This window comes from Amycolatopsis sp. AA4, from assembly GCF_002796545.1.
GTDB lineage: Bacteria > Actinomycetota > Actinomycetes > Mycobacteriales > Pseudonocardiaceae > Amycolatopsis.
In genome coordinates, this window is the sequence record NZ_CP024894.1 from 8390665 (window position 1) to 8407287 (window position 16623).

The window sequence follows — 16623 nt, forward strand, 5'->3', positions numbered from 1 at the left end:
CGCCCGACCCCCTGAAAGAGGCTCCTCTCCCACGCCGGAGAGGAGCCTCTTTTTGCCGGTACCGCCCGGCTGGGCGTGCGGTAGGTTCACCGACGGTCTCCTCCCCCGCGAAGGGGATCGGCCAGGAGAGTGAACCTCGACCGGGGTCGCCGCGTCTGGTCAACAGAGGGCCTTCTGCGTCCGCAGGCTGCCCGTGTCCGAGAAGAGGATCCGCAGTGAACGACGACCGCAGCCGCTCCTGGCCCGACCGGGAACCCGACCCGCGGCGTCAACCACCCCCGTCCCAGCCCGGGCCGCCGCCGTGGGCCCGCGGCCCGCAGCGTCCGGCCGCCGGTCCGACGGGCCCGGCGGGTCCCGCGGGTTCTCCGCCGCCGGGCCGCCGTCCGCCGCCGCCCGGCCGTCGCCCGGTGCCGCCGCCGCAGCGCGAGCCGGAGCTGATGACCCACCGGATGGTCGAGGACGACTACCGCGACCCCGGCTACCGGGACGCCGGGTACCGCGACGAGGGTCCGCTCGACCCGGACGAGGTCTATCCGCCGGAGGACGTGGACAAGAAGGGCCGCACGCCCGCGCAGCGCAAGAAGAGACGCTGGAAGATCATCCGGCGCTGTGCCTACGCGTTCGTCGGCCTCTTCATCGTGCTCCCGGCGATCGCGTTCGTGATCACCTACTTCCTGGTCGACGTGCCCTCGCCGCAGAGCGTCGCGCAGGGCCAGAACCAGGCCGTCACCTACCTCTACGCCGACGGCAGCCCGATGGGCAAGGACGTGCCCTCCGGCGGCAACCGGCAGATCCTCACCCCGCAGCAGATCCCGGACGTGGTGAAACACGCGGTGATCGCGACCGAGGACGCGACGTTCGAGACCAACTCCGGCTTCGACGTCACCGGCCTGCTCCGCGCGGTGTTCAACAACCTCACCGGCGGCACCGGCGGCGGGTCCACGATCTCGCAGCAGTACATCAAGAAGGCGACCGACAACGACGCCCCGACGCTCACCCGCAAATGGACCGAGCTGGCGAAGTCCTTCAAGATGAACCAAACGTACGAGAAACAGGACATCATCACCGCGTACCTGAACATCATTTACTTCGGGCGCGGGGCGTACGGCGTCGGCGCGGCGTCGCAGGCCTTCTTCCACAAGGACGTCTCGAAGCTGGATTACTCCGAGGCCGCGCTGCTGGCCGGGCTGATCCAGCAGCCGGGTCGTTCGGAGAACCCGAAGGTGGCCCAAGGCCGCTGGAACACCGCGCTCGACCGGATGCTCGAGAACAAGTACATCACCGCGCAGCAGCGGCAATCGGCGAAGTTCCCGGCCGTGATCCCGCTCGAGGAATCGAAGGACGACGCGAACGCGCCGTACAAATTCATCACCGTCCAGGCGCGGGCCGAGCTGGCGCAGCACGGCATCGACGACGACAAGTACTACGCGGGCGGCTACACGATCCAGACCACCATCGACAAGCGCGCCCAGGAGGTCGCGACGCAGGTGGCGACCGACGCGCTGAAGGACCAGTCGGACGATCGGCTGCTCGATTCGCTGGTGGCGGTCGATCCGAAGACCGGCGGCGTGCTCGCGTACTACGGCGGACCGGCGACCGTCGACGTGAACGGGAAGAAGCAGGGCGCGCGCGACTGGGCGAACACCCCGCAGAACCCCGGGTCGTCGATGAAGGCGTTCGACCTCACCGCGTTCCTCAAGATGGGCAAGGGGATCAATGAGACCTTCGACGGCAGCAACAACCGGGTCTTCGACGGTCGCGTCGTGCGCAACGCGGGTCCCAGTTCCAGCTGCTCCGGGCAGTGCACGGTCGCCGAGGCGATGAAACGGTCGGCGAACACGGTGTTCTACGACATGGTGCTGAACCAGACGCATCCGGGCCCGGTCGGGCAGGCCGCGCAGGAAGCCGGCGTGAAGACCAAGGACAACGGCGGCAAGTCGCTGATCTCGACCGCGGACGCGAACATCGCCCTCGGCGGCGGGAACACCCAGGTCACGCCCGCGGACATGGCCAGTGCGTACGCGACCTTCGCGGCCAACGGCATCCAGCGCGACCGGCACTTCGTGCAGAAGGTGACCAACGGGCAGAACGAGGTCGCCTACGAGGCACAGACGAGCGCGGGCAAACCGGCGTTCGACAGCAGCGCGGACAAGAGCAAGCAGATCGCCGGCAACGTGACCATGGCGCTGGGTCCGGTGATCGACTTCTCGCACCTGAAGTGCCCGTCCGGCCACGAATGCGCCGGCAAGACCGGTACCCAGCAGCACACGAAGCGTCCGGGCGAACCGGCGTGGGCGGCTAACGCGAACGCGCAGACCTGGATGGTCGGCTACACGCCGTCGGTCTCGGTCGCCGCGTGGGTCGGCGCGGACGGCGACCAGGCGCTGCACGGTTCGGGCACGTCGCCGATCTACGGTTCGACGATCGCGGGTCCGATGTGGCAGAAGTTCCTCGAGGGCTACCTCAAGGGCAAGCCGGCGGAGAAGTTCGACCAGGTGCCGCTGATCGGCGCGCAAGCCCCGCCGCCGCAGCAAGGGGACGAGAACGCGGGCGACGAGCAGCCGCCGCCGCAGACCGGCGGCAACGAACCCGACCCCGGCAACGGGAACGACCACGGCGGGCCGATCACCGGCGGGCCCAGCCAGCCGCATTGGCCGAGCGGGCTCCCGCATTGGCCGTCGGGCAGGCCGTCGTCGCACAACCCGCCGAGCGGCGGTCCGTCGACCGGCGAGCAACCGCCGCAGGAGTGACGAAAAAGGCCGTGGCCGCGACGGTGGGGGGAGGCCGTCGCGGCCACGGCCGTTCGGAGGGCGGCTTCAGCCGCCGAGTGTGAGCACGCGGCCTTCGGCGCCCGAGCGGTGCGCGGCCTCGATCACCCGCAACGCCTCGACCGCGCTCGCCGGGTCCACCGGGAAGTCGGCCTCGCCGCGCAGCGCGTCGCGGACCTGGGCGTAAAACGCTTCGTAGCAACCGGTTTCGGTCGGCACCACTTCGGTGTCGTCGTTCACTCCGAGCAGACCGGCATCGCTTTCCGGCTCCACGCCCCAGCCGTCGTCGCCGGGGCGGAGACCGGCCTTGATCTGCGGCTCCTGGACGTCGAGGCCGTATTTGGTGAACGTCGCCTGGTCGCCGAGCACGCGGAAGCGCGGGTTGCGGGTGCCGGCGAGCGCGGACGACCACAGGTGCGACCGCACACCGTTTGCGTGGTGCAGAGCCACGAACACGTCGTCGTCCACCTGCACGCCGGGACGGCGGCGGTCGACCTCCGCGTAGACCTGGGTGACCGGTCCGAACAGCTGCAGCGCCTGGTCGACGATGTGCGCGCCGAGGTCGTAAAGCAGCCCGCCCGCCTCGGCCGGGTCGCCGAACTCGCGCCAGTTGTCCTTGATCTTCGGCACCCAGCGGTCGTAGCGGGATTCGAAGCGGAAGACGCTGCCGAGCCGACCCGACTCGAGCACCTTGGCGACAGTGCGGAAATCCGAGTCCCAGCGGCGGTTCTGAAAGACCGTGAGCCCGACACCCTTGGCCTTCGCCGCGTCCACGACCTGCTGCGCTTCGGCCGCCGTCGGCGCGAACGGCTTGTCCACGACCACCGGGATCCCGGCCTCGATCGCGCGCAGGGCGAGCGGCACGTGCGTGCGGTTCGGCGTGGTCACCACGATCAGGTCGAGATCACCCGCGCGAGCGAAAAGCGCGTCCGCGTCCGGGACCACCTCGGCGCCGGGATGCTCGGCGCGCGCCTGCGCCGCTCGCTCCGGGTTCGCGGTCACCAGCACGGCCGGGACCAGGCCGGGCGTCGCCGCGACCAGCGGCGCGTGGAAAATCCGGCCGCCGATCCCGTATCCGAGGATGCCGACCCGCGCGTCATCAGCCATGCCCGCTATTAAACAACACTGTTGCGTAATAGGCCACCCGTCCGCGATGATCGGCCGATGGCGGAAACCGGCGTCAACCTGCGCGGGCTGCGACGCCACAACCGCGCGCTGCTGCTCGGGCACATCCTGCGCGCGGGCGGGCTGAGCCGGGTCGAGCTGGCGCAGCGGTCCGGGCTGACCCAGCAGGCCGTGTCGAAAATCGTGTCCGACCTGCTTCCGGAAGGACTGCTGGACGTCGAACGCGCACCCGCGGCCGGCGTCGGCAAACCGCGCACGATGCTGCGGCTGCGCGCGGAAGCCCGCTGCGCACTCGGCGCGCAGCTCGACCGCGACGGCTTTCTTGTCCTGCGCACCGGCCTGACCGGCGAGGTCGAGGAGATCGTCGAAGGCCCGCTGCCGATCGGCTTCAGCCCGGAAACCGCGGTGACCGCGATCGCCGACGGCGTGCGCAAACTGCTCTCCGACGTCGATCCGACCCGGGTGCTCGGGCTCGGCGTCGGCGCGGTGGGACCGCTCGACCACCGCGCGGGCCGCGTCCGCGACGCCACGAACATGCCCGGCTGGCACGACGTCCCGCTGCGCGATCTGCTCGCCGAACGCACCGGCCTGCGGGTCACACTGGACAAAAACACCAACTCCGCCGCCTTCGCGCACGCTTGGCCGGAGGAAACCTCGGCGGCGACCGCGGTGGTGCTCGTCGGCACCGGAATCGGGGTCGGCCTGCTGATCGACGGACGCGTTTACCGAGGTCCGCGCACCAACGCGGGTGAGTTCGGCCACACCACCATCGCTTACGCCGGACCGCGCTGCGCCTGCGGACGCCGCGGCTGCGTCGAGGTCATGCACCGCGCCGCGGGCACCCCGCACGACGCCGCCCGGCTGCTCGGCATCGGGCTCGCCGACCTGGTGCAGGTGCTCGATCTCGAACGCATCGTCCTGTTCGGACGGACCATCCGCGGCGCGCCCGAGGTCTACCGCGAAACGGTCTCGCAGCAGCTGCGCGACCTGCTGCCGGTGCCGTACTGGCAGCGCATCGACGTCGAAGTGAGCGACCTCGACGAGGAGGCGGTGGCCCTCGGCGCCGCATTCGAGGTGCTTGCCGGGTTTTACGAGGATCCAAGATAACCGGAAACCGCCCGCCAGCAGTCGCTCCATCCAAACCAGAACGGCGCTACGTTGTACGCCAACGCGCTGCAAGACGCGTTGCGATCCTGAAGACGTGGTCGGGAAGAACGGACCGGACGATGCTCAGCAAGCGAAGCCTGGGCATGGCGCTCGGAGTGTTCCTGCTCGGAGCCGTGGTCACGGTGGCGATGTCGAGCGTCCCGTTCTTCCTGACCGCGGTGGCCTGCACGCGGTCGGCGAACGCCCCCGCGGTGCCGCCGCAGTGCCAGGCCGCGGTCGACAAGTTCGCAGTCGTCCCGCTGGTGTTGTCCGCGGTCACGGTCGGCGGCACGGTCTGGATCCTTGTCGCTCACCGCAGGATCGTCACCGTCGTGGCGAGCGCCCTCGCCGGCGGCGGGCTGGCCGCCCTGTTCGTCGGTTTGTACTGGTTCAACCAGTACCCGACCTAGGCCAGCCCCGCCGCCGGTCCAGGGACGGGGCGCGGACAGATCCGAAATGACCGGCACCCCACCCGCGGACCGATAGCATCCCGACGTGTCCCGCGTCTCCCAGCCCGCTTCCGCCGAAGAGCCGGATTCGGCTCCCCGCACGCTCACCCCGGCGGAGCGGATCGCCCCCAGCCGGCACGACCCGCTGGTGGCCGCGGCGACGAGACCCATCGGCGGTCCGATCGGCGCGCACGCGGCGGTCGGCAGGCAGTGGTTCTGGTCGCCGCAGCGCGTCGGGCTCGCGATGGCCGTGCTCGCGCTGGTGCTGTGCTGGTTCGGCAAGGCGTCGTGCATCCAGCAGTACAGCGACTCCAATGGCGTGCACCAGCTCGACTGGCGATCCGGCCGTCCGTTCGTCGCGATGTGCTACTCCGACATCGTCCCGCTCTACAGCTCGGAAAAGCTCGACGACGCGAAGACCTTCCCCTACGTCACGTCGTGGCAGGAGGATTCGCAGACCGCCGAGAACCAGACCCGGTACATGGAGTACCCGGTGGTCACCGGGCTGTTCCAGTGGATCAACGCGAAACTCGCGGCGGGCTGGACGTCCGTCGCGAACGCGGGCTGGCTGCCCGGCGCGCTGCCGGTGGCGATCTACTTCAACATCTCCGCGTTCTGGCTCGCGCTCGCCTGGCTGGTCACCGTGTGGGCCACCGGGCGGACGACGAAACGCCGGCCGTGGGACGCGGTGCTCGTCGCCATCTCGCCGCTCGTACTGGTCCATACCTTTACGAACTTCGACGCGCTCGCCACCGCGGCCACCGCCGCCGGGATCCTCGCGTGGTCGCGAAAACGGCCGGAGGTCGCCGGAGTCCTGTTCGGACTCGGCGTCGCGACCAAGCTGTACCCGCTGCTGTTGCTCGGCGTGCTGTTCCTGCTGTGCCTGCGCGCCGGGAAACTGCGCGCGTGGAGCCGCACCGCGGTGTTCGCCGTGCTGGCCTGGCTCGTGGTGAACGTCCCGTTCATCGTGGCCGCGCCGCGCGGCTGGTGGGAGTTCTTCCGGCTCAACACGTTGCGCCCGATGGACCCGGATTCGCTCTACAACGTGGTCTCCTACGCCACCGGCTGGGCGGGTTTCGACGGCGTGCTCCAAAAAGGACAGACGCCGACCGTGCTGAACATCGTCGTGGCAGTGCTGTTCCTGGCCTGCTGCGCGGGAATCGCCTACGTCGCGCTCACCGCGCCGCGGCGGCCGCGGTTCGGGCAGCTGGCGTTCCTGGTCGTGGCGGCGTTCCTGCTGACGAACAAGGTATGGAGCCCGCAGTACTCGCTGTGGCTCGTCCCGCTGGCGGTGCTGGCGATCCCGCGCTGGCGACTCCTGCTCGGCTGGATGGTCATCGACGCGGCGGTGTGGGCGCCCCGGATGTTCTATTACCTCGGCGTCGACCACAAAGGACTGCCCGCGGGCTGGTTCCTCGGCGGGGTCGTCATCCGCGACCTCGCCGTCGTCGGGCTGTGCGTGCTGGTCATCCGCGAGATCTACCGTCCGCGCACCGACCTGGTCCGGCTCTCCGGCGACGACGACCCGGCGGGCGGCGTGCTGGAGCGGGCGCGCGACAAAGTCACCTTCGCCGCCTTCCGCCGCTCCCGCACCGAGCAACCGGTCTCGTGAGCCGGGAAGGACTCCTTGATTCCCTCAAGGAGTCCTTCCCGGACTTCAGGCGAGCTGCTTGCGCAGGTAGGCGATGTCGGCGGCCTGGCCCTTGCCCGGCGTCTCGACGACCACCGGCGCGCCCGCCTGGCGCACGACCTCGGCGAGCAATTCCGGTTCGATCGTGCCGTCGCCGTCGACCACCGAGGCGTGCCGGTCGCGGTTGGAACCGTGTTCGTCGCGCGAGTTGTTGCAGTGCACGAGGTCGATCCGGCCGGTGATGGCCTTGACCTTCTCCACCGCGGTCTCGAGATCCCAGCCCGCCGCGTAGGCGTGGCAGGTGTCGAGGCAGAAGCCCGCGCCGAACTCGCCGACCTTGTCCCACAGCCGGGCGATCACGTCGAGTTCGCGGGTCATCGCGTTGTCGCCGCCCGCGGTGTTCTCGATCAGGATCGGCACCGCGAAGCCGCCCTTTTCCGCCTCGCGCTCGAAAAGCTTGCGCCAGTTGACCAAGCCCTCCTCGACGTCGTCGCCCGCGCCGACGTGCCCGCCGTGCACGATCAGGCCCTTCGCGCCGATCGCGGCGGCCCCGTCGGCGTGCTGCGTGACGTTCTTGCGGGACGGGATGCGGATCCGGTTGTTCTTGGACGCGACGTTGATCAGGTACGGCGCGTGGATGAACACCTCGACCGGGGAGGCCTTGATCTCCTCGCCGTGCGGATGCGGTTTCGGTGCCTTCCACCCCTGCGGGTCGGAGAGGAAGAACTGGACGACGTCGGCTTCTCGCTCGGCGACGGCGGCCAGCGGATCGTCGTCTCGGACATGGGCGCCAATCTGCATGCCCTGACGCTACTACCGGGCGAATCTCCCCCTTCGGCCCGAGTTGGTGACGCTCGTGGAGTACCGTGAGCGCGTTCCGTGATCCAGTCGGGGGAGGAAAGGCATGCGGAAACGCGCTGGACGGACGATTTCGCTCGGAGTCGCGCTCGCGGCGCCGCTGCTGTCCGCGGCTCTCGCCTTTCCCGCCGTCGCTTCCGCCGATCCCAGCCCCACGGTGAGCGGCGACTGCGAATCCACGCTGCAGAACGGCAAGAAAGGCACCGGCCTCGCGCTCGACGCGGGCGCTCCGCTCAACGCGCCGAACCGGCTCACCGTCGGCCTCGATTCGAAGGCCAAGCAGACCGACGGCAACGACACGCTGTTCACGCTCCCGGTCGGCGACACCGTCCGCACGCTGGGCGTCGGCGAGGTCCCGGCGGTGGGCGACACGGCCGCGAAGGACACCTGCCCGATGGTGCAGGCCGCGGCGAACGGTGTCGGCAACGCGACCCAGAAGCTGGTCGGCGGTCTGCCGGGAACTCCGACCCCCAGCCCGCAGCCGACTCCCGGGCCGCCGAACCCCACGCCCCGCCCGCCGTCCCCGGCTCCCGGCCCCGGCGGCCCGGACCAGCCCGTCCCCGGCGGCGACACCCTCGGCCCGGTGATCTCGGTCGGCGGCCTGTCCGGCCTCGACGCGGTGTCCGGCATCTTCTCCGGAGCGGCGATGCTCCCGGCGAGTTTCGTGCAGGCCCCGCTCGTCACCCAGGTCGTGCCCGGCCAGCTGCCGCAGGACCAGGTGCCGACGGTCGACGCGAAGAGGTCCGGCACCGCCGAGGCGCTGCCCGCGGCCAACCCGCCCGCGCGGCTGCCGCTGCTGATCGCCGTGCTGGCGCTCGCCCTGGTGGCCGCCGCGCTGGTGCGCGCGTGGCTGCGCCGCACTCCCGCCTGACTCTCACCCTGAGTAGCGCTCGCTTCCACCCGAATGCCTGACCTCGGAGGGGAGGCGGGCGTTACTCGTCTTCGTTACCGTCGTTGTCCACAGCGAGGCAGGTACAACGGGACGCGACGAAAGGGTCGACGGCCATGCAGCAGCACCGGGCACGGAGGGCCACCGCGGTGGGCGCCGCCGCATTCGTCCTGGCCGGCTCGGCCGCGCTCGCCGCACCGGGCACCGCGTCGGCGGACACGCTGACCGCGACCTGCGGTTCCACCATCACTGCTCATCCGGGCGACCACGTCCAGGCGACCACTCCGCTGCTCGGCCTCCCGATCGACCTCGGCATCGTCGGTCAGGCGTCCGGCGTGCTCACCGGGACCATCAACGCGGTCCTCGGCACGGTCTGCAAGGTCACGGTGAACGTGGTCAACACGGTCGTCGCGCCGGTCCCGGTGGTCGGCGCGCCCGTCGCGAGCGCGGTCAACGGCGCGGTCGCGGGCGGCACCAGCGCGGCGCAGCAGGGCGTCGCCGCCGTCGGCCAGGGCTTCACCGGCAGCCAGCCGGGCAAGCAGAACCCGGGCCCGAACCCGCAGCAACCGCCGTCCGGTGGCAACGGCGGCAGCCCGCAGCAGGGCGGCTCGCCCGGCGGCCAGCAGCAGTCCCAGATGCCGGGCTCGACCAGCCCGGTGCTCGGCGACTTCGGCGGGGCGGGCGGCGGGGGCGCGCCGTTCTCGGCCTTCCTGCCGAACTTCAGCGATCTGTCGTACGGCTACAACACCGGATACGCGCCTATGCGCGATTACAGCGGCATCCCGATGGCGATGGCCGGACTGTTCAGCCCGTCGCCCTCGCTGCGGTACGGCAGCCAGATCCCGGGTTACGCGCCGCAGTACGGCGTCGAGAACCCGGACGGTTCGCCGGGCGGCGACCGCACGATCCAGAACGCCGGTAACGCCGAAGCACTGCCGGGCACCGGCGGCAACCACACGAACGGGTTGGACTGGCCGGTTCTGGTGGCAGTTTTGGCACTCTCCGGAGTCAGCGCGGGCCTGGTCCGCACCTGGGTGCTCCGCCGAATGGCCGCTGTAGGTTAGGCCAACTCACCAGTATCTTTGCCGGAGTCCATTCGTTGTTCCTGATGCGACGAACCATGCCCGCGGACCCCGGAGGATAGTGCTCGTGCGGAAAATCCCCACCTGGAAGCGAACCCGTCGAGCACTCACCGTCACCGCTCTCGCCGCCCTGTTCTCCGGCGGCACGTTCCTGGGCGCCGGTCCCGCGTCCGCGGCGACCACGCTCGCGAACCAGTGCACGGGCTCGGTCACCGGCGGCATGGGCGATTCGGTCGCCGTGCCGGGTTCGGCGGTCAAGGAGATCGTCCGCCAGTCGGCCAAGGACCAGGTCAACTTCTGGCGGCTGCTGACCGTGTGGCCGGATTCGCTGGCGAACGCCATCGCGAACAAGGGCAACCTGCAGGTCGGCGCGATCCCGAACGCCGCGGGCGGCACGATCGGCGGCGACGCGATCGGCCAGGTCGTGGCGAACGCGCTGAAGGACGAGTGGGGGCTCGGCGTTCTGCCGGACACCAAAACCAAGGTGCTGAACGGGATCCGCAGCGGGGTCGCGGCCGCGTGCGGGCTCACCACGGTGGCGAACAACTACCAGGCGCCGTCGTCCCCGAGCTCCCCGTCGAACGGCGGGGCCCCGTCGAACGGGAACGGGAACGCGCCCGCGCAGAACGGCGGCGGCAACCCGCTCGGCAACTACCAGCCGGGCTCGACCGGCATCGCCCCGCCGCGCGACTACGGCAACATCCCGGCCGCGACCCCGGGCAATCCGGGCGTGCTGGGCACCGCGATCGCGCCCGGCGCGCGGTACGGCACGCTGCCCGGCTCCGGCGCTCTGCCGCAGCAGCCGTCGGCCGGACAGGACCCGCAGGGTCAGCAGGGTCCGGACATCCGCAACGCGGGCAACGCCGAGGCGCTGGCGAGCCAGGGCGGCGCCTCGGACGTCCAGCTGCCGATGCTGCTCGCGGTGATCGTGCTGGCCGGCGTCACCGCCGGGCTCGTCCGCACCTGGGTGCTGCGCCGCGTCAGCTGACCCGCCGCACCGGACTGTCGGACCCGCCGGGTACGCTTACCTGGACAAACCCTCCTGTCACGGAACCGCCGTGACCGCGAGCCCATAGGAGGTGAGTGGTTATGTCACGCCATTACGAGGTAATGGTCATCCTGGACCCGACGCTCGACGAGCGTACGGTCGCGCCCACGCTGGACAACTTCCTCAACGTGATCCGCACTTCGGGCGGAAGCGTCGAGAAGGTCGACGTCTGGGGCCGCCGTCGCTTGGCGTACGAGATCAAGAAGAACGCCGAGGGCATCTACGCGCTGCTGGACCTGAACTCGACGGCCGAGGCCGTCAAGGAACTGGACCGCCAGCTGTCGCTGCAGGAAACCGTGCTGCGCACCAAGGTCATGCGCCGCGAGGTCAAGGCCGCGGCCAAGCCCGCGCCCGCCAAGGCCTGATCCGAGCCCGAGCCGAAGGGACGCCATCCGTGGCTGGAGACACCGTCATCACCGTGGTCGGGAACCTGACGTCCGACCCGGAGCTGCGCTTCACCCCGTCCGGTGCGGCGGTCGCGAACTTCACCGTCGCGTCCACCCCGCGCACGCTCGACCGTCAGAGCGGCGAGTGGAAGGACGGCGAGGCGCTGTTCCTTCGCTGCAACATCTGGCGGCAGGCGGCGGAGAACGTCGCCGAATCGCTCACGCGGGGTGCCCGCGTGGTGGTGCAGGGGCGGCTGAAGCAGCGGTCTTTCGAGACCAAGGAAGGCGAGAAGCGCACCGTCGTCGAGCTTGAGGTCGACGAGATCGGCCCCTCGCTGCGCTATGCGACGGCGAAGGTCAACAAGGTCAGCCGCGGTGGCGGCGGCGGTGGTGACTTCGGCGGCGGAGGCGGCTTCAACGGAGGCGGCGGCAATCGCGGCGGCGGCGGCAACAGCGCGCCCGCCGACGACCCGTGGGGCTCGGCCCCGCCCGCGGGCGGTGGCGGCGGAGGCTTCTCCGACGAACCCCCGTTCTGATCTCATCTCTTTCTAGAATTCCAGGAGTACACCAGTGGCCAAGCCACCCATTCGCAAGCCCAAGAAGAAGGTCTGCGTGTTCTGCAAGGCCGAGAAGAAGGGCCGCCCGGAAACGATCGACTACAAGGACACGAACCTGCTGCGGAAGTACATTTCCGACCGCGGCAAGATCCGTGCCCGTCGCGTCACCGGCAACTGCAGCCAGCACCAGCGCGACATCGCCATCGCGGTGAAGAACTCGCGCGAGATGGCTCTGCTGCCCTACACGTCCACCGCGCGCTGAGGGGAGCACTAGTCATGGCGAAGATCATTCTCACCACCGACGTGGCGAACCTCGGCGGCCCCGGCGACATCGTCGAGGTCAAGGACGGCTACGCCCGCAACTACCTGCTGCCGCGCGGCTACGCGATCGTGGCGAGCAAGGGCGCGGAGAAGAACGTGCGCACGATCCAGCGCGCGCAGGAATCCCGCCGCATCCGCGACCTCGACCACGCCAAGGAGATCAAGGCGACCCTCGAGGGCCTCGGCGCGATCCAGCTGACCGGCAAGGCCGCGGCTGGCTCGAAGAAGCTCTTCGGCTCGATCACCGCCGGCGAGATTGTCGACGCGATCAAGGCACAGGGCGGCCCGCTGCTCGACAAGCGCGTCCTGGACCTGCGCGACCACATCAAGACGGTCGGCAAGCACTCGGTCAACGCCCGCCTGCACCCGAACGTGAAGGTGGACCTCCGTCTCGAGGTCAAGGCCGTGGCCGCGAACTGACGGATCTTTTCCGTGAACCGCCCCTGGGAGATTCTCCCGGGGGCGGTTTCGTTTCGGCGGCTCCCGGTGGCGGTTCGCGACCTTTTCGAGATCTGCGATACGGCCTAAGTCCGCAGCTCGGAGGCACCTTCGCAGATTCGCGAACACGGCGCGGGAACCAAGTGCCGTGCGTTACCATCCAAGGTGCTGATCTCGCCGTTTGGGGAGCGAGAAGTTGCCAAAGGGGGTCAACCGGATGTCCGATGTGCCACCACCCGCTCCGATCATGGTCGGCAGCTACGGAACGGCCGGCGGATACAAGTTCAGCGAGGACGAGATCGACTCGGTGATCAAGCAGTGGGAAGACCTGCTCGCCCACCTGAACGACGATCTCGCCGATGCGAACAACATCAAGAACGTGCGGCCGCCCGCTCAGGAGTTCGCCAGCGAGGACTTCGTCAACAAGGGCGCGAACCCATCCGGCGAGACTCTGCTCAAGCAGCACGAACGCATGCGCGACTACGTCGCCAACTTCATCACCGCGCTGCGGGCCGCCAAGAACAAGATCTCCGTCTCGGAGCAACATAACCGCGACACGTTGAACCAGCAGGCAAAGGGAGTCTGAGCACCAGATGCCGCACCGCACCGTCCGACTCGCCACCGCTGCCGTCGCCACGATCGGCTTGCTCGCCGCCTCCGCATGCAGCGGTGAGAGCGGCGGGACCGGAGGAACTCCCCAGCCGCCTGCGAGCAGCCCGGCCGACAGCGGCGGCTCAGGGCCAAAGGTTCCGGCCCCTTTGCCTACCAAGGACTTGCTCGCCAATCCGTGCAGCGTGCTCAACGCCTCGGAGGCAGAACAGGTCGGTCTCAAGTATCCCGGCGAGAAGAGCACCGGCGTGCTGAACGGTTGCCGCTGGACTTCCTCCGGGAGCAACCTGAACTTCGTCAACAACACGCCGATCGAGCAGAACAAGCGCGGGATCAGCGACATCTACGACCAGAAGGCCAAGCAGGCCTACTTCGAACCCACCACGGTCAACGGCTACCCGGCCGTCTTCGCCGGTACCGAGGACAGCCGCTCGAACGGCATCTGCACCCTCTGGGTCGGCGTCACCGACCAGCTCGCCGTCTCGGTCCTCCCGAACATCAGCATGGGTTCGAACAAAAAGGACCCCTGCAGCATCGCGAAGAAGTTCGCCACCGCGATGATCGGACATCTCCAGGGGGCGTCGTGATCGTCACTCGACCTCTGCCCAGCACGGAAGGAATGGCTCATCATGGGGAATGATGCCAATACCGTAGGCAAAGAGCTGAAAGGCATGGCCGCCGGGGCCGGGGCCGGGGCCCTCATCGGGTCAGTCGTACCCGGCGTCGGAACCGCGGTAGGCGCGGGTGTCGGTGCCGTCGTCGGCGGTCTGGTCGGTCTGTTCAGCGGCGGTCCCGAGGCCCAGCAAATGTCGGCGGACCTCGGCGGTCGCTCGATCGACGCGTACACGATCTACGAGAAGATCCACGCGGGCGACACGACCTCGCTCGACACGGGGGTCGCGTCGGCCAAAAGCCTCGGGGAAGCCCACAGCAAGCGGGCGACCGAGATCGACAATCTGAACAAGAAAATGGACGAGGCCTGGCAGGGCGGCGGTGCCACTGCGGCGCAGGCGGGCGCGCACCCGCTCAAGACCTGGCTCGAGGACTCCGTCTCGAACCTGAACAAGAGCCACACCTATCTCAACACGCAGGCCGACTGCTTCCACACGGTCAAGGGCAAGGTGCAGCAGCTGCCCAAGGATCCGCCGTCGGCCGGGTTCCTCGACGGGATCAACCCGTTGAGCGACAAAGACGACGAGATCAATCAGTACAACGACAACAGCAAGGCCAACGTCCAGGCGTACACGAACTACTTCAACGCCAGCGGGCAGAACGCGGGCCAGTTGCCGCAGTACAACGCATGGCAGGGCAACAACCTCTCCGACGGCGGCGACCCCGGCAAGTTCGGCGGCGGCCCCGGCAGCCACGTGCCGGGCGGAACCGGCGGCATCGGCGCTGGCGGCGGCAGCTTCTCGCCGCCCAAGATGGACACGCCCAGGTTCGATCCGAACGGGCCCGGATCGCACTCGAACGTGCCAGGCGGACCGGGCGGACCGGGCCACTTCACCGACCCGAACGGTCCGGGCAAGTTCACCCCGGGCGGGCCGGGCAGCTACACCGGTCCGGGCGACGGGACGACGACCTCGGGCTGGACGCCTCCCACGACGGACCCGGCGAAGTTCAACCCCAGTGCGTTCGGGCCGACGGGTGGTGGGTCGGGCCAGTTCGGTCCCGGCGGCGGGGGCGCGGGCAGCGGCGCGGCTTTCGGGCCCGGCGCGTTCGGCGGCGCGGGCTTCGGTCCCGGCGGCGCCGGTTCGGGTGCGGCGGCAGGCGGCGTGGGAGCCGGAGCCGGTGGCGCGGGCGCCCTTCGCGGTGCGGGCGCGGGCGCGGCGGGCAAAGCCGGCGCCTCGGGCATGGGCGGCATGGGCGGCGGCCGCGGCGGCCAAAAGGGCCAGGAGGACGAGGAACACCAGACTAAGTACCTGGTGGAAGAGGACGCCAACGAGCTCTTCGGGTCTGATCAGCTGACTGTTCCGCCGGTCATCGGCGAATGAGGACAGGCACAGTGATCACTCTCGACACGCCGACCCGCTTCACCCTCCTCACCTTGTGCAACCTGATCAAGCGCCGCGGCGGGGAACCACACCAGGTCATCGCCGACGCGGCGACGTTCTACGACCCCACAGCTGAACGGCGCATCGACCAAGACGTCAACGCCGTGCTGACTGAGGCAGGGCTTATGGGCCCCAGGGGGATGGACCGCGACCTGCTCGCGCTGATCGAGTCCATCTCGCACCCGCAGCTCGAGTACTACGGCTGGTTCGACGGGACGTTCGAGGACGACAGTCCGTCGAACTACGGCGCGCTGGTCGGGAGCGGTAACGGCGGTGGCTTCGGCCTGATCCGGGTCCAAGGCGAGCAGGTCGTGACGGTCACCCGCCAGCGACCGGACCTTCTGCTGCCGACGTTCCTCGATCTCATCCCGGCGGGCAAGGCAGCGAACGGGCAGCCGCTCATCACCAGCCGGGCCGAGTACGAGAGCGGCCGGGCCGCCGGTTCGGACGAAGTCCCGCAGGGATCCATCATGCGGAGCGGCGGTCAGCGGACGGACGACGTGGCACCGCTCAAGGAGATCCAGCGGATCCTGAAACTGCCGCGTACCGGAAGCGGCGCGCTGTACGTCGCGACTCGCCCGAACGGGGGGCGTCGCCGACGGGTACCCAAGCCGGTCAACTTCATCGACACCAGTGAAGGCCGGTGGCTGATGGAGGAGCGGCCTGGGAAGGAGTCGCTCATCGTCTTCACCCCGGGCACTCCGCAGGCGATCTCCGAACGGCTCCGCCAGGCGCAAAGCGCCTTGGGCTGAGCACCCGAGCGTTACTCCGGGTGGGGTTCCCGGCACGGCACCGCGAGGTGTCCGGCGGTGAACCTCACCCGGTTTTTCGTTTGCACGCGGTTAACCTGCGCTTTTGCCTGATCGCTCACTGTGCGCAGCCACCGGATGGGCCGCGTGGGGAATTCTCCTTCGTTCAGCCCATCGGGTCGGTGATCTACCGTGCGTAGCAACCATCCACAGGGCGGTGGACGGACGCGGGCGCGACACGCCGAAGAACGAGTTCGGCACGACACGCCGGACGAGTTTTCGCGAAGTTCTCCACAGTCTTTGCACAGGCCTTGACCTGCGGATTCAGTGAAGCAGGTCTGCACTGTCCCCACTTTGTCCACAGGCTCGCGGACACCTGTGATTCGTTGCCCCCAGTCATCCACAGGTTGTCCACAACACGGTCAACACCCGGAATTGCGCTCGTCCTTCCGGGGGATCTAGCGTGCGTTCGCGCCCAGTACTCCCGGTGGCTCCGCGTGGCGGTCACCGGCGC

17 protein-coding genes are annotated in these 16623 nt (G+C 69.4%); 15 read left to right on the plus strand and 2 right to left on the minus strand.

Features of this window, described 5'->3' with window-relative positions:
* The first annotated feature begins 437 nt into the window (after positions 1 to 437).
* Positions 438 to 2750 (plus strand): transglycosylase domain-containing protein, encoded by a 2313-nt coding sequence (locus CU254_RS38895; protein WP_100266989.1) that lies wholly within the window; start codon positions 438 to 440, stop codon positions 2748 to 2750.
* A gap of 66 nt (positions 2751 to 2816) precedes the next feature.
* On the opposite strand, the gene CU254_RS38900 is transcribed toward CU254_RS38895, so the two are convergent.
* Positions 2817 to 3875, minus strand: coding sequence for a Gfo/Idh/MocA family oxidoreductase (locus tag CU254_RS38900; protein ID WP_009085225.1), 1059 nt, complete (start codon positions 3873 to 3875; stop codon positions 2817 to 2819).
* A gap of 57 nt (positions 3876 to 3932) precedes the next feature.
* Here CU254_RS38900 and CU254_RS38905 point away from each other — a divergent pair, with 57 nt between their 5' ends.
* From CU254_RS38905 to CU254_RS38915, 3 genes are all read left to right on the plus strand, one after another.
* A complete protein-coding gene (locus CU254_RS38905) occupies positions 3933 to 5000 on the plus strand; it encodes an ROK family transcriptional regulator (protein ID WP_009085226.1) in 1068 nt (355 codons plus the stop codon).
* 119 nt (positions 5001 to 5119) lie between these two features.
* The gene (locus CU254_RS38910) at positions 5120 to 5449 is read left to right on the plus strand and encodes a hypothetical protein (RefSeq protein WP_009085228.1); all 330 of its coding nucleotides are present in this window, start codon (positions 5120 to 5122) and stop codon (positions 5447 to 5449) included.
* 85 nt (positions 5450 to 5534) lie between these two features.
* Positions 5535 to 7100 carry a glycosyltransferase family 87 protein gene (locus CU254_RS38915; protein WP_100266990.1) on the plus strand — a complete coding sequence of 522 codons (1566 nt, stop codon included), beginning with the start codon at positions 5535 to 5537 and terminating at the stop codon, positions 7098 to 7100.
* Between the two features lie 45 nt (positions 7101 to 7145).
* On the opposite strand, the gene CU254_RS38920 is transcribed toward CU254_RS38915, so the two are convergent.
* Positions 7146 to 7919 carry a deoxyribonuclease IV gene (locus tag CU254_RS38920; RefSeq protein ID WP_009085231.1) on the minus strand — a complete coding sequence of 258 codons (774 nt, stop codon included), beginning with the start codon at positions 7917 to 7919 and terminating at the stop codon, positions 7146 to 7148.
* Between the two features lie 103 nt (positions 7920 to 8022).
* Here CU254_RS38920 and CU254_RS38925 point away from each other — a divergent pair, with 103 nt between their 5' ends.
* From CU254_RS38925 to CU254_RS38975, 11 genes are all read left to right on the plus strand, one after another.
* Entirely contained in the window at positions 8023 to 8847 is an 825-nt protein-coding gene (locus tag CU254_RS38925) for a hypothetical protein (RefSeq protein WP_009085234.1), read from the plus strand.
* Positions 8848 to 9014: 167 nt separating this feature from the next.
* Positions 9015 to 9929 carry a hypothetical protein gene (locus CU254_RS38930; RefSeq protein ID WP_037716286.1) on the plus strand — a complete coding sequence of 305 codons (915 nt, stop codon included), beginning with the start codon at positions 9015 to 9017 and terminating at the stop codon, positions 9927 to 9929.
* Positions 9930 to 10008: 79 nt separating this feature from the next.
* A complete protein-coding gene (locus tag CU254_RS38935) occupies positions 10009 to 10935 on the plus strand; it encodes a hypothetical protein (protein WP_009085237.1) in 927 nt (308 codons plus the stop codon).
* Positions 10936 to 11036: 101 nt separating this feature from the next.
* Positions 11037 to 11360, plus strand: coding sequence for a 30S ribosomal protein S6 (rpsF, locus tag CU254_RS38940; protein WP_093572314.1), 324 nt, complete (start codon positions 11037 to 11039; stop codon positions 11358 to 11360).
* Between the two features lie 29 nt (positions 11361 to 11389).
* Positions 11390 to 11917: a single-stranded DNA-binding protein gene (locus CU254_RS38945; protein ID WP_009085240.1), complete on the plus strand. Its 528-nt coding sequence runs from the start codon at positions 11390 to 11392 to the stop codon at positions 11915 to 11917.
* Between the two features lie 34 nt (positions 11918 to 11951).
* Positions 11952 to 12200 (plus strand): 30S ribosomal protein S18, encoded by a 249-nt coding sequence (rpsR, locus tag CU254_RS38950; RefSeq protein ID WP_009085242.1) that lies wholly within the window; start codon positions 11952 to 11954, stop codon positions 12198 to 12200.
* A gap of 14 nt (positions 12201 to 12214) precedes the next feature.
* The gene (gene rplI / locus CU254_RS38955; RefSeq protein ID WP_009085244.1) at positions 12215 to 12679 is read left to right on the plus strand and encodes a 50S ribosomal protein L9; all 465 of its coding nucleotides are present in this window, start codon (positions 12215 to 12217) and stop codon (positions 12677 to 12679) included.
* Positions 12680 to 12944: 265 nt separating this feature from the next.
* Positions 12945 to 13283: a hypothetical protein gene (locus tag CU254_RS38960; RefSeq protein WP_037716288.1), complete on the plus strand. Its 339-nt coding sequence runs from the start codon at positions 12945 to 12947 to the stop codon at positions 13281 to 13283.
* Positions 13284 to 13290: 7 nt separating this feature from the next.
* Entirely contained in the window at positions 13291 to 13893 is a 603-nt protein-coding gene (locus tag CU254_RS38965; RefSeq protein WP_009085248.1) for a DUF3558 domain-containing protein, read from the plus strand.
* A gap of 42 nt (positions 13894 to 13935) precedes the next feature.
* Positions 13936 to 15300, plus strand: coding sequence for a hypothetical protein (locus tag CU254_RS44845; RefSeq protein WP_009085250.1), 1365 nt, complete (start codon positions 13936 to 13938; stop codon positions 15298 to 15300).
* 11 nt (positions 15301 to 15311) lie between these two features.
* Positions 15312 to 16112 (plus strand): ESX secretion-associated protein EspG, encoded by an 801-nt coding sequence (locus tag CU254_RS38975; RefSeq protein WP_199786112.1) that lies wholly within the window; start codon positions 15312 to 15314, stop codon positions 16110 to 16112.
* Positions 16113 to 16623: the final 511 nt, after the last annotated feature.

Excerpts from the sequence above, each read along its gene's own strand:
- CU254_RS38895 (WP_100266989.1), top strand. The coding sequence starts at position 438 with ATGACCCACCGGATGGTCGAGGACGACTACCGCGACCCCGGCTACCGG.
- CU254_RS38900 (WP_009085225.1), bottom strand. The coding sequence starts at position 3,875 with ATGGCTGATGACGCGCGGGTCGGCATCCTCGGATACGGGATCGGCGGC.
- CU254_RS38905 (WP_009085226.1), top strand. The coding sequence starts at position 3,933 with ATGGCGGAAACCGGCGTCAACCTGCGCGGGCTGCGACGCCACAACCGC.
- CU254_RS38910 (WP_009085228.1), top strand. The coding sequence starts at position 5,120 with ATGCTCAGCAAGCGAAGCCTGGGCATGGCGCTCGGAGTGTTCCTGCTC.
- CU254_RS38920 (WP_009085231.1), bottom strand. The coding sequence starts at position 7,919 with ATGCAGATTGGCGCCCATGTCCGAGACGACGATCCGCTGGCCGCCGTC.
- CU254_RS38925 (WP_009085234.1), top strand. The coding sequence starts at position 8,023 with ATGCGGAAACGCGCTGGACGGACGATTTCGCTCGGAGTCGCGCTCGCG.
- rpsF (WP_093572314.1), top strand. The coding sequence starts at position 11,037 with ATGTCACGCCATTACGAGGTAATGGTCATCCTGGACCCGACGCTCGAC.
- rplI (WP_009085244.1), top strand. The coding sequence starts at position 12,215 with ATGGCGAAGATCATTCTCACCACCGACGTGGCGAACCTCGGCGGCCCC.
- CU254_RS38960 (WP_037716288.1), top strand. The coding sequence starts at position 12,945 with ATGGTCGGCAGCTACGGAACGGCCGGCGGATACAAGTTCAGCGAGGAC.
- CU254_RS38965 (WP_009085248.1), top strand. The coding sequence starts at position 13,291 with ATGCCGCACCGCACCGTCCGACTCGCCACCGCTGCCGTCGCCACGATC.
- CU254_RS44845 (WP_009085250.1), top strand. The coding sequence starts at position 13,936 with ATGGGGAATGATGCCAATACCGTAGGCAAAGAGCTGAAAGGCATGGCC.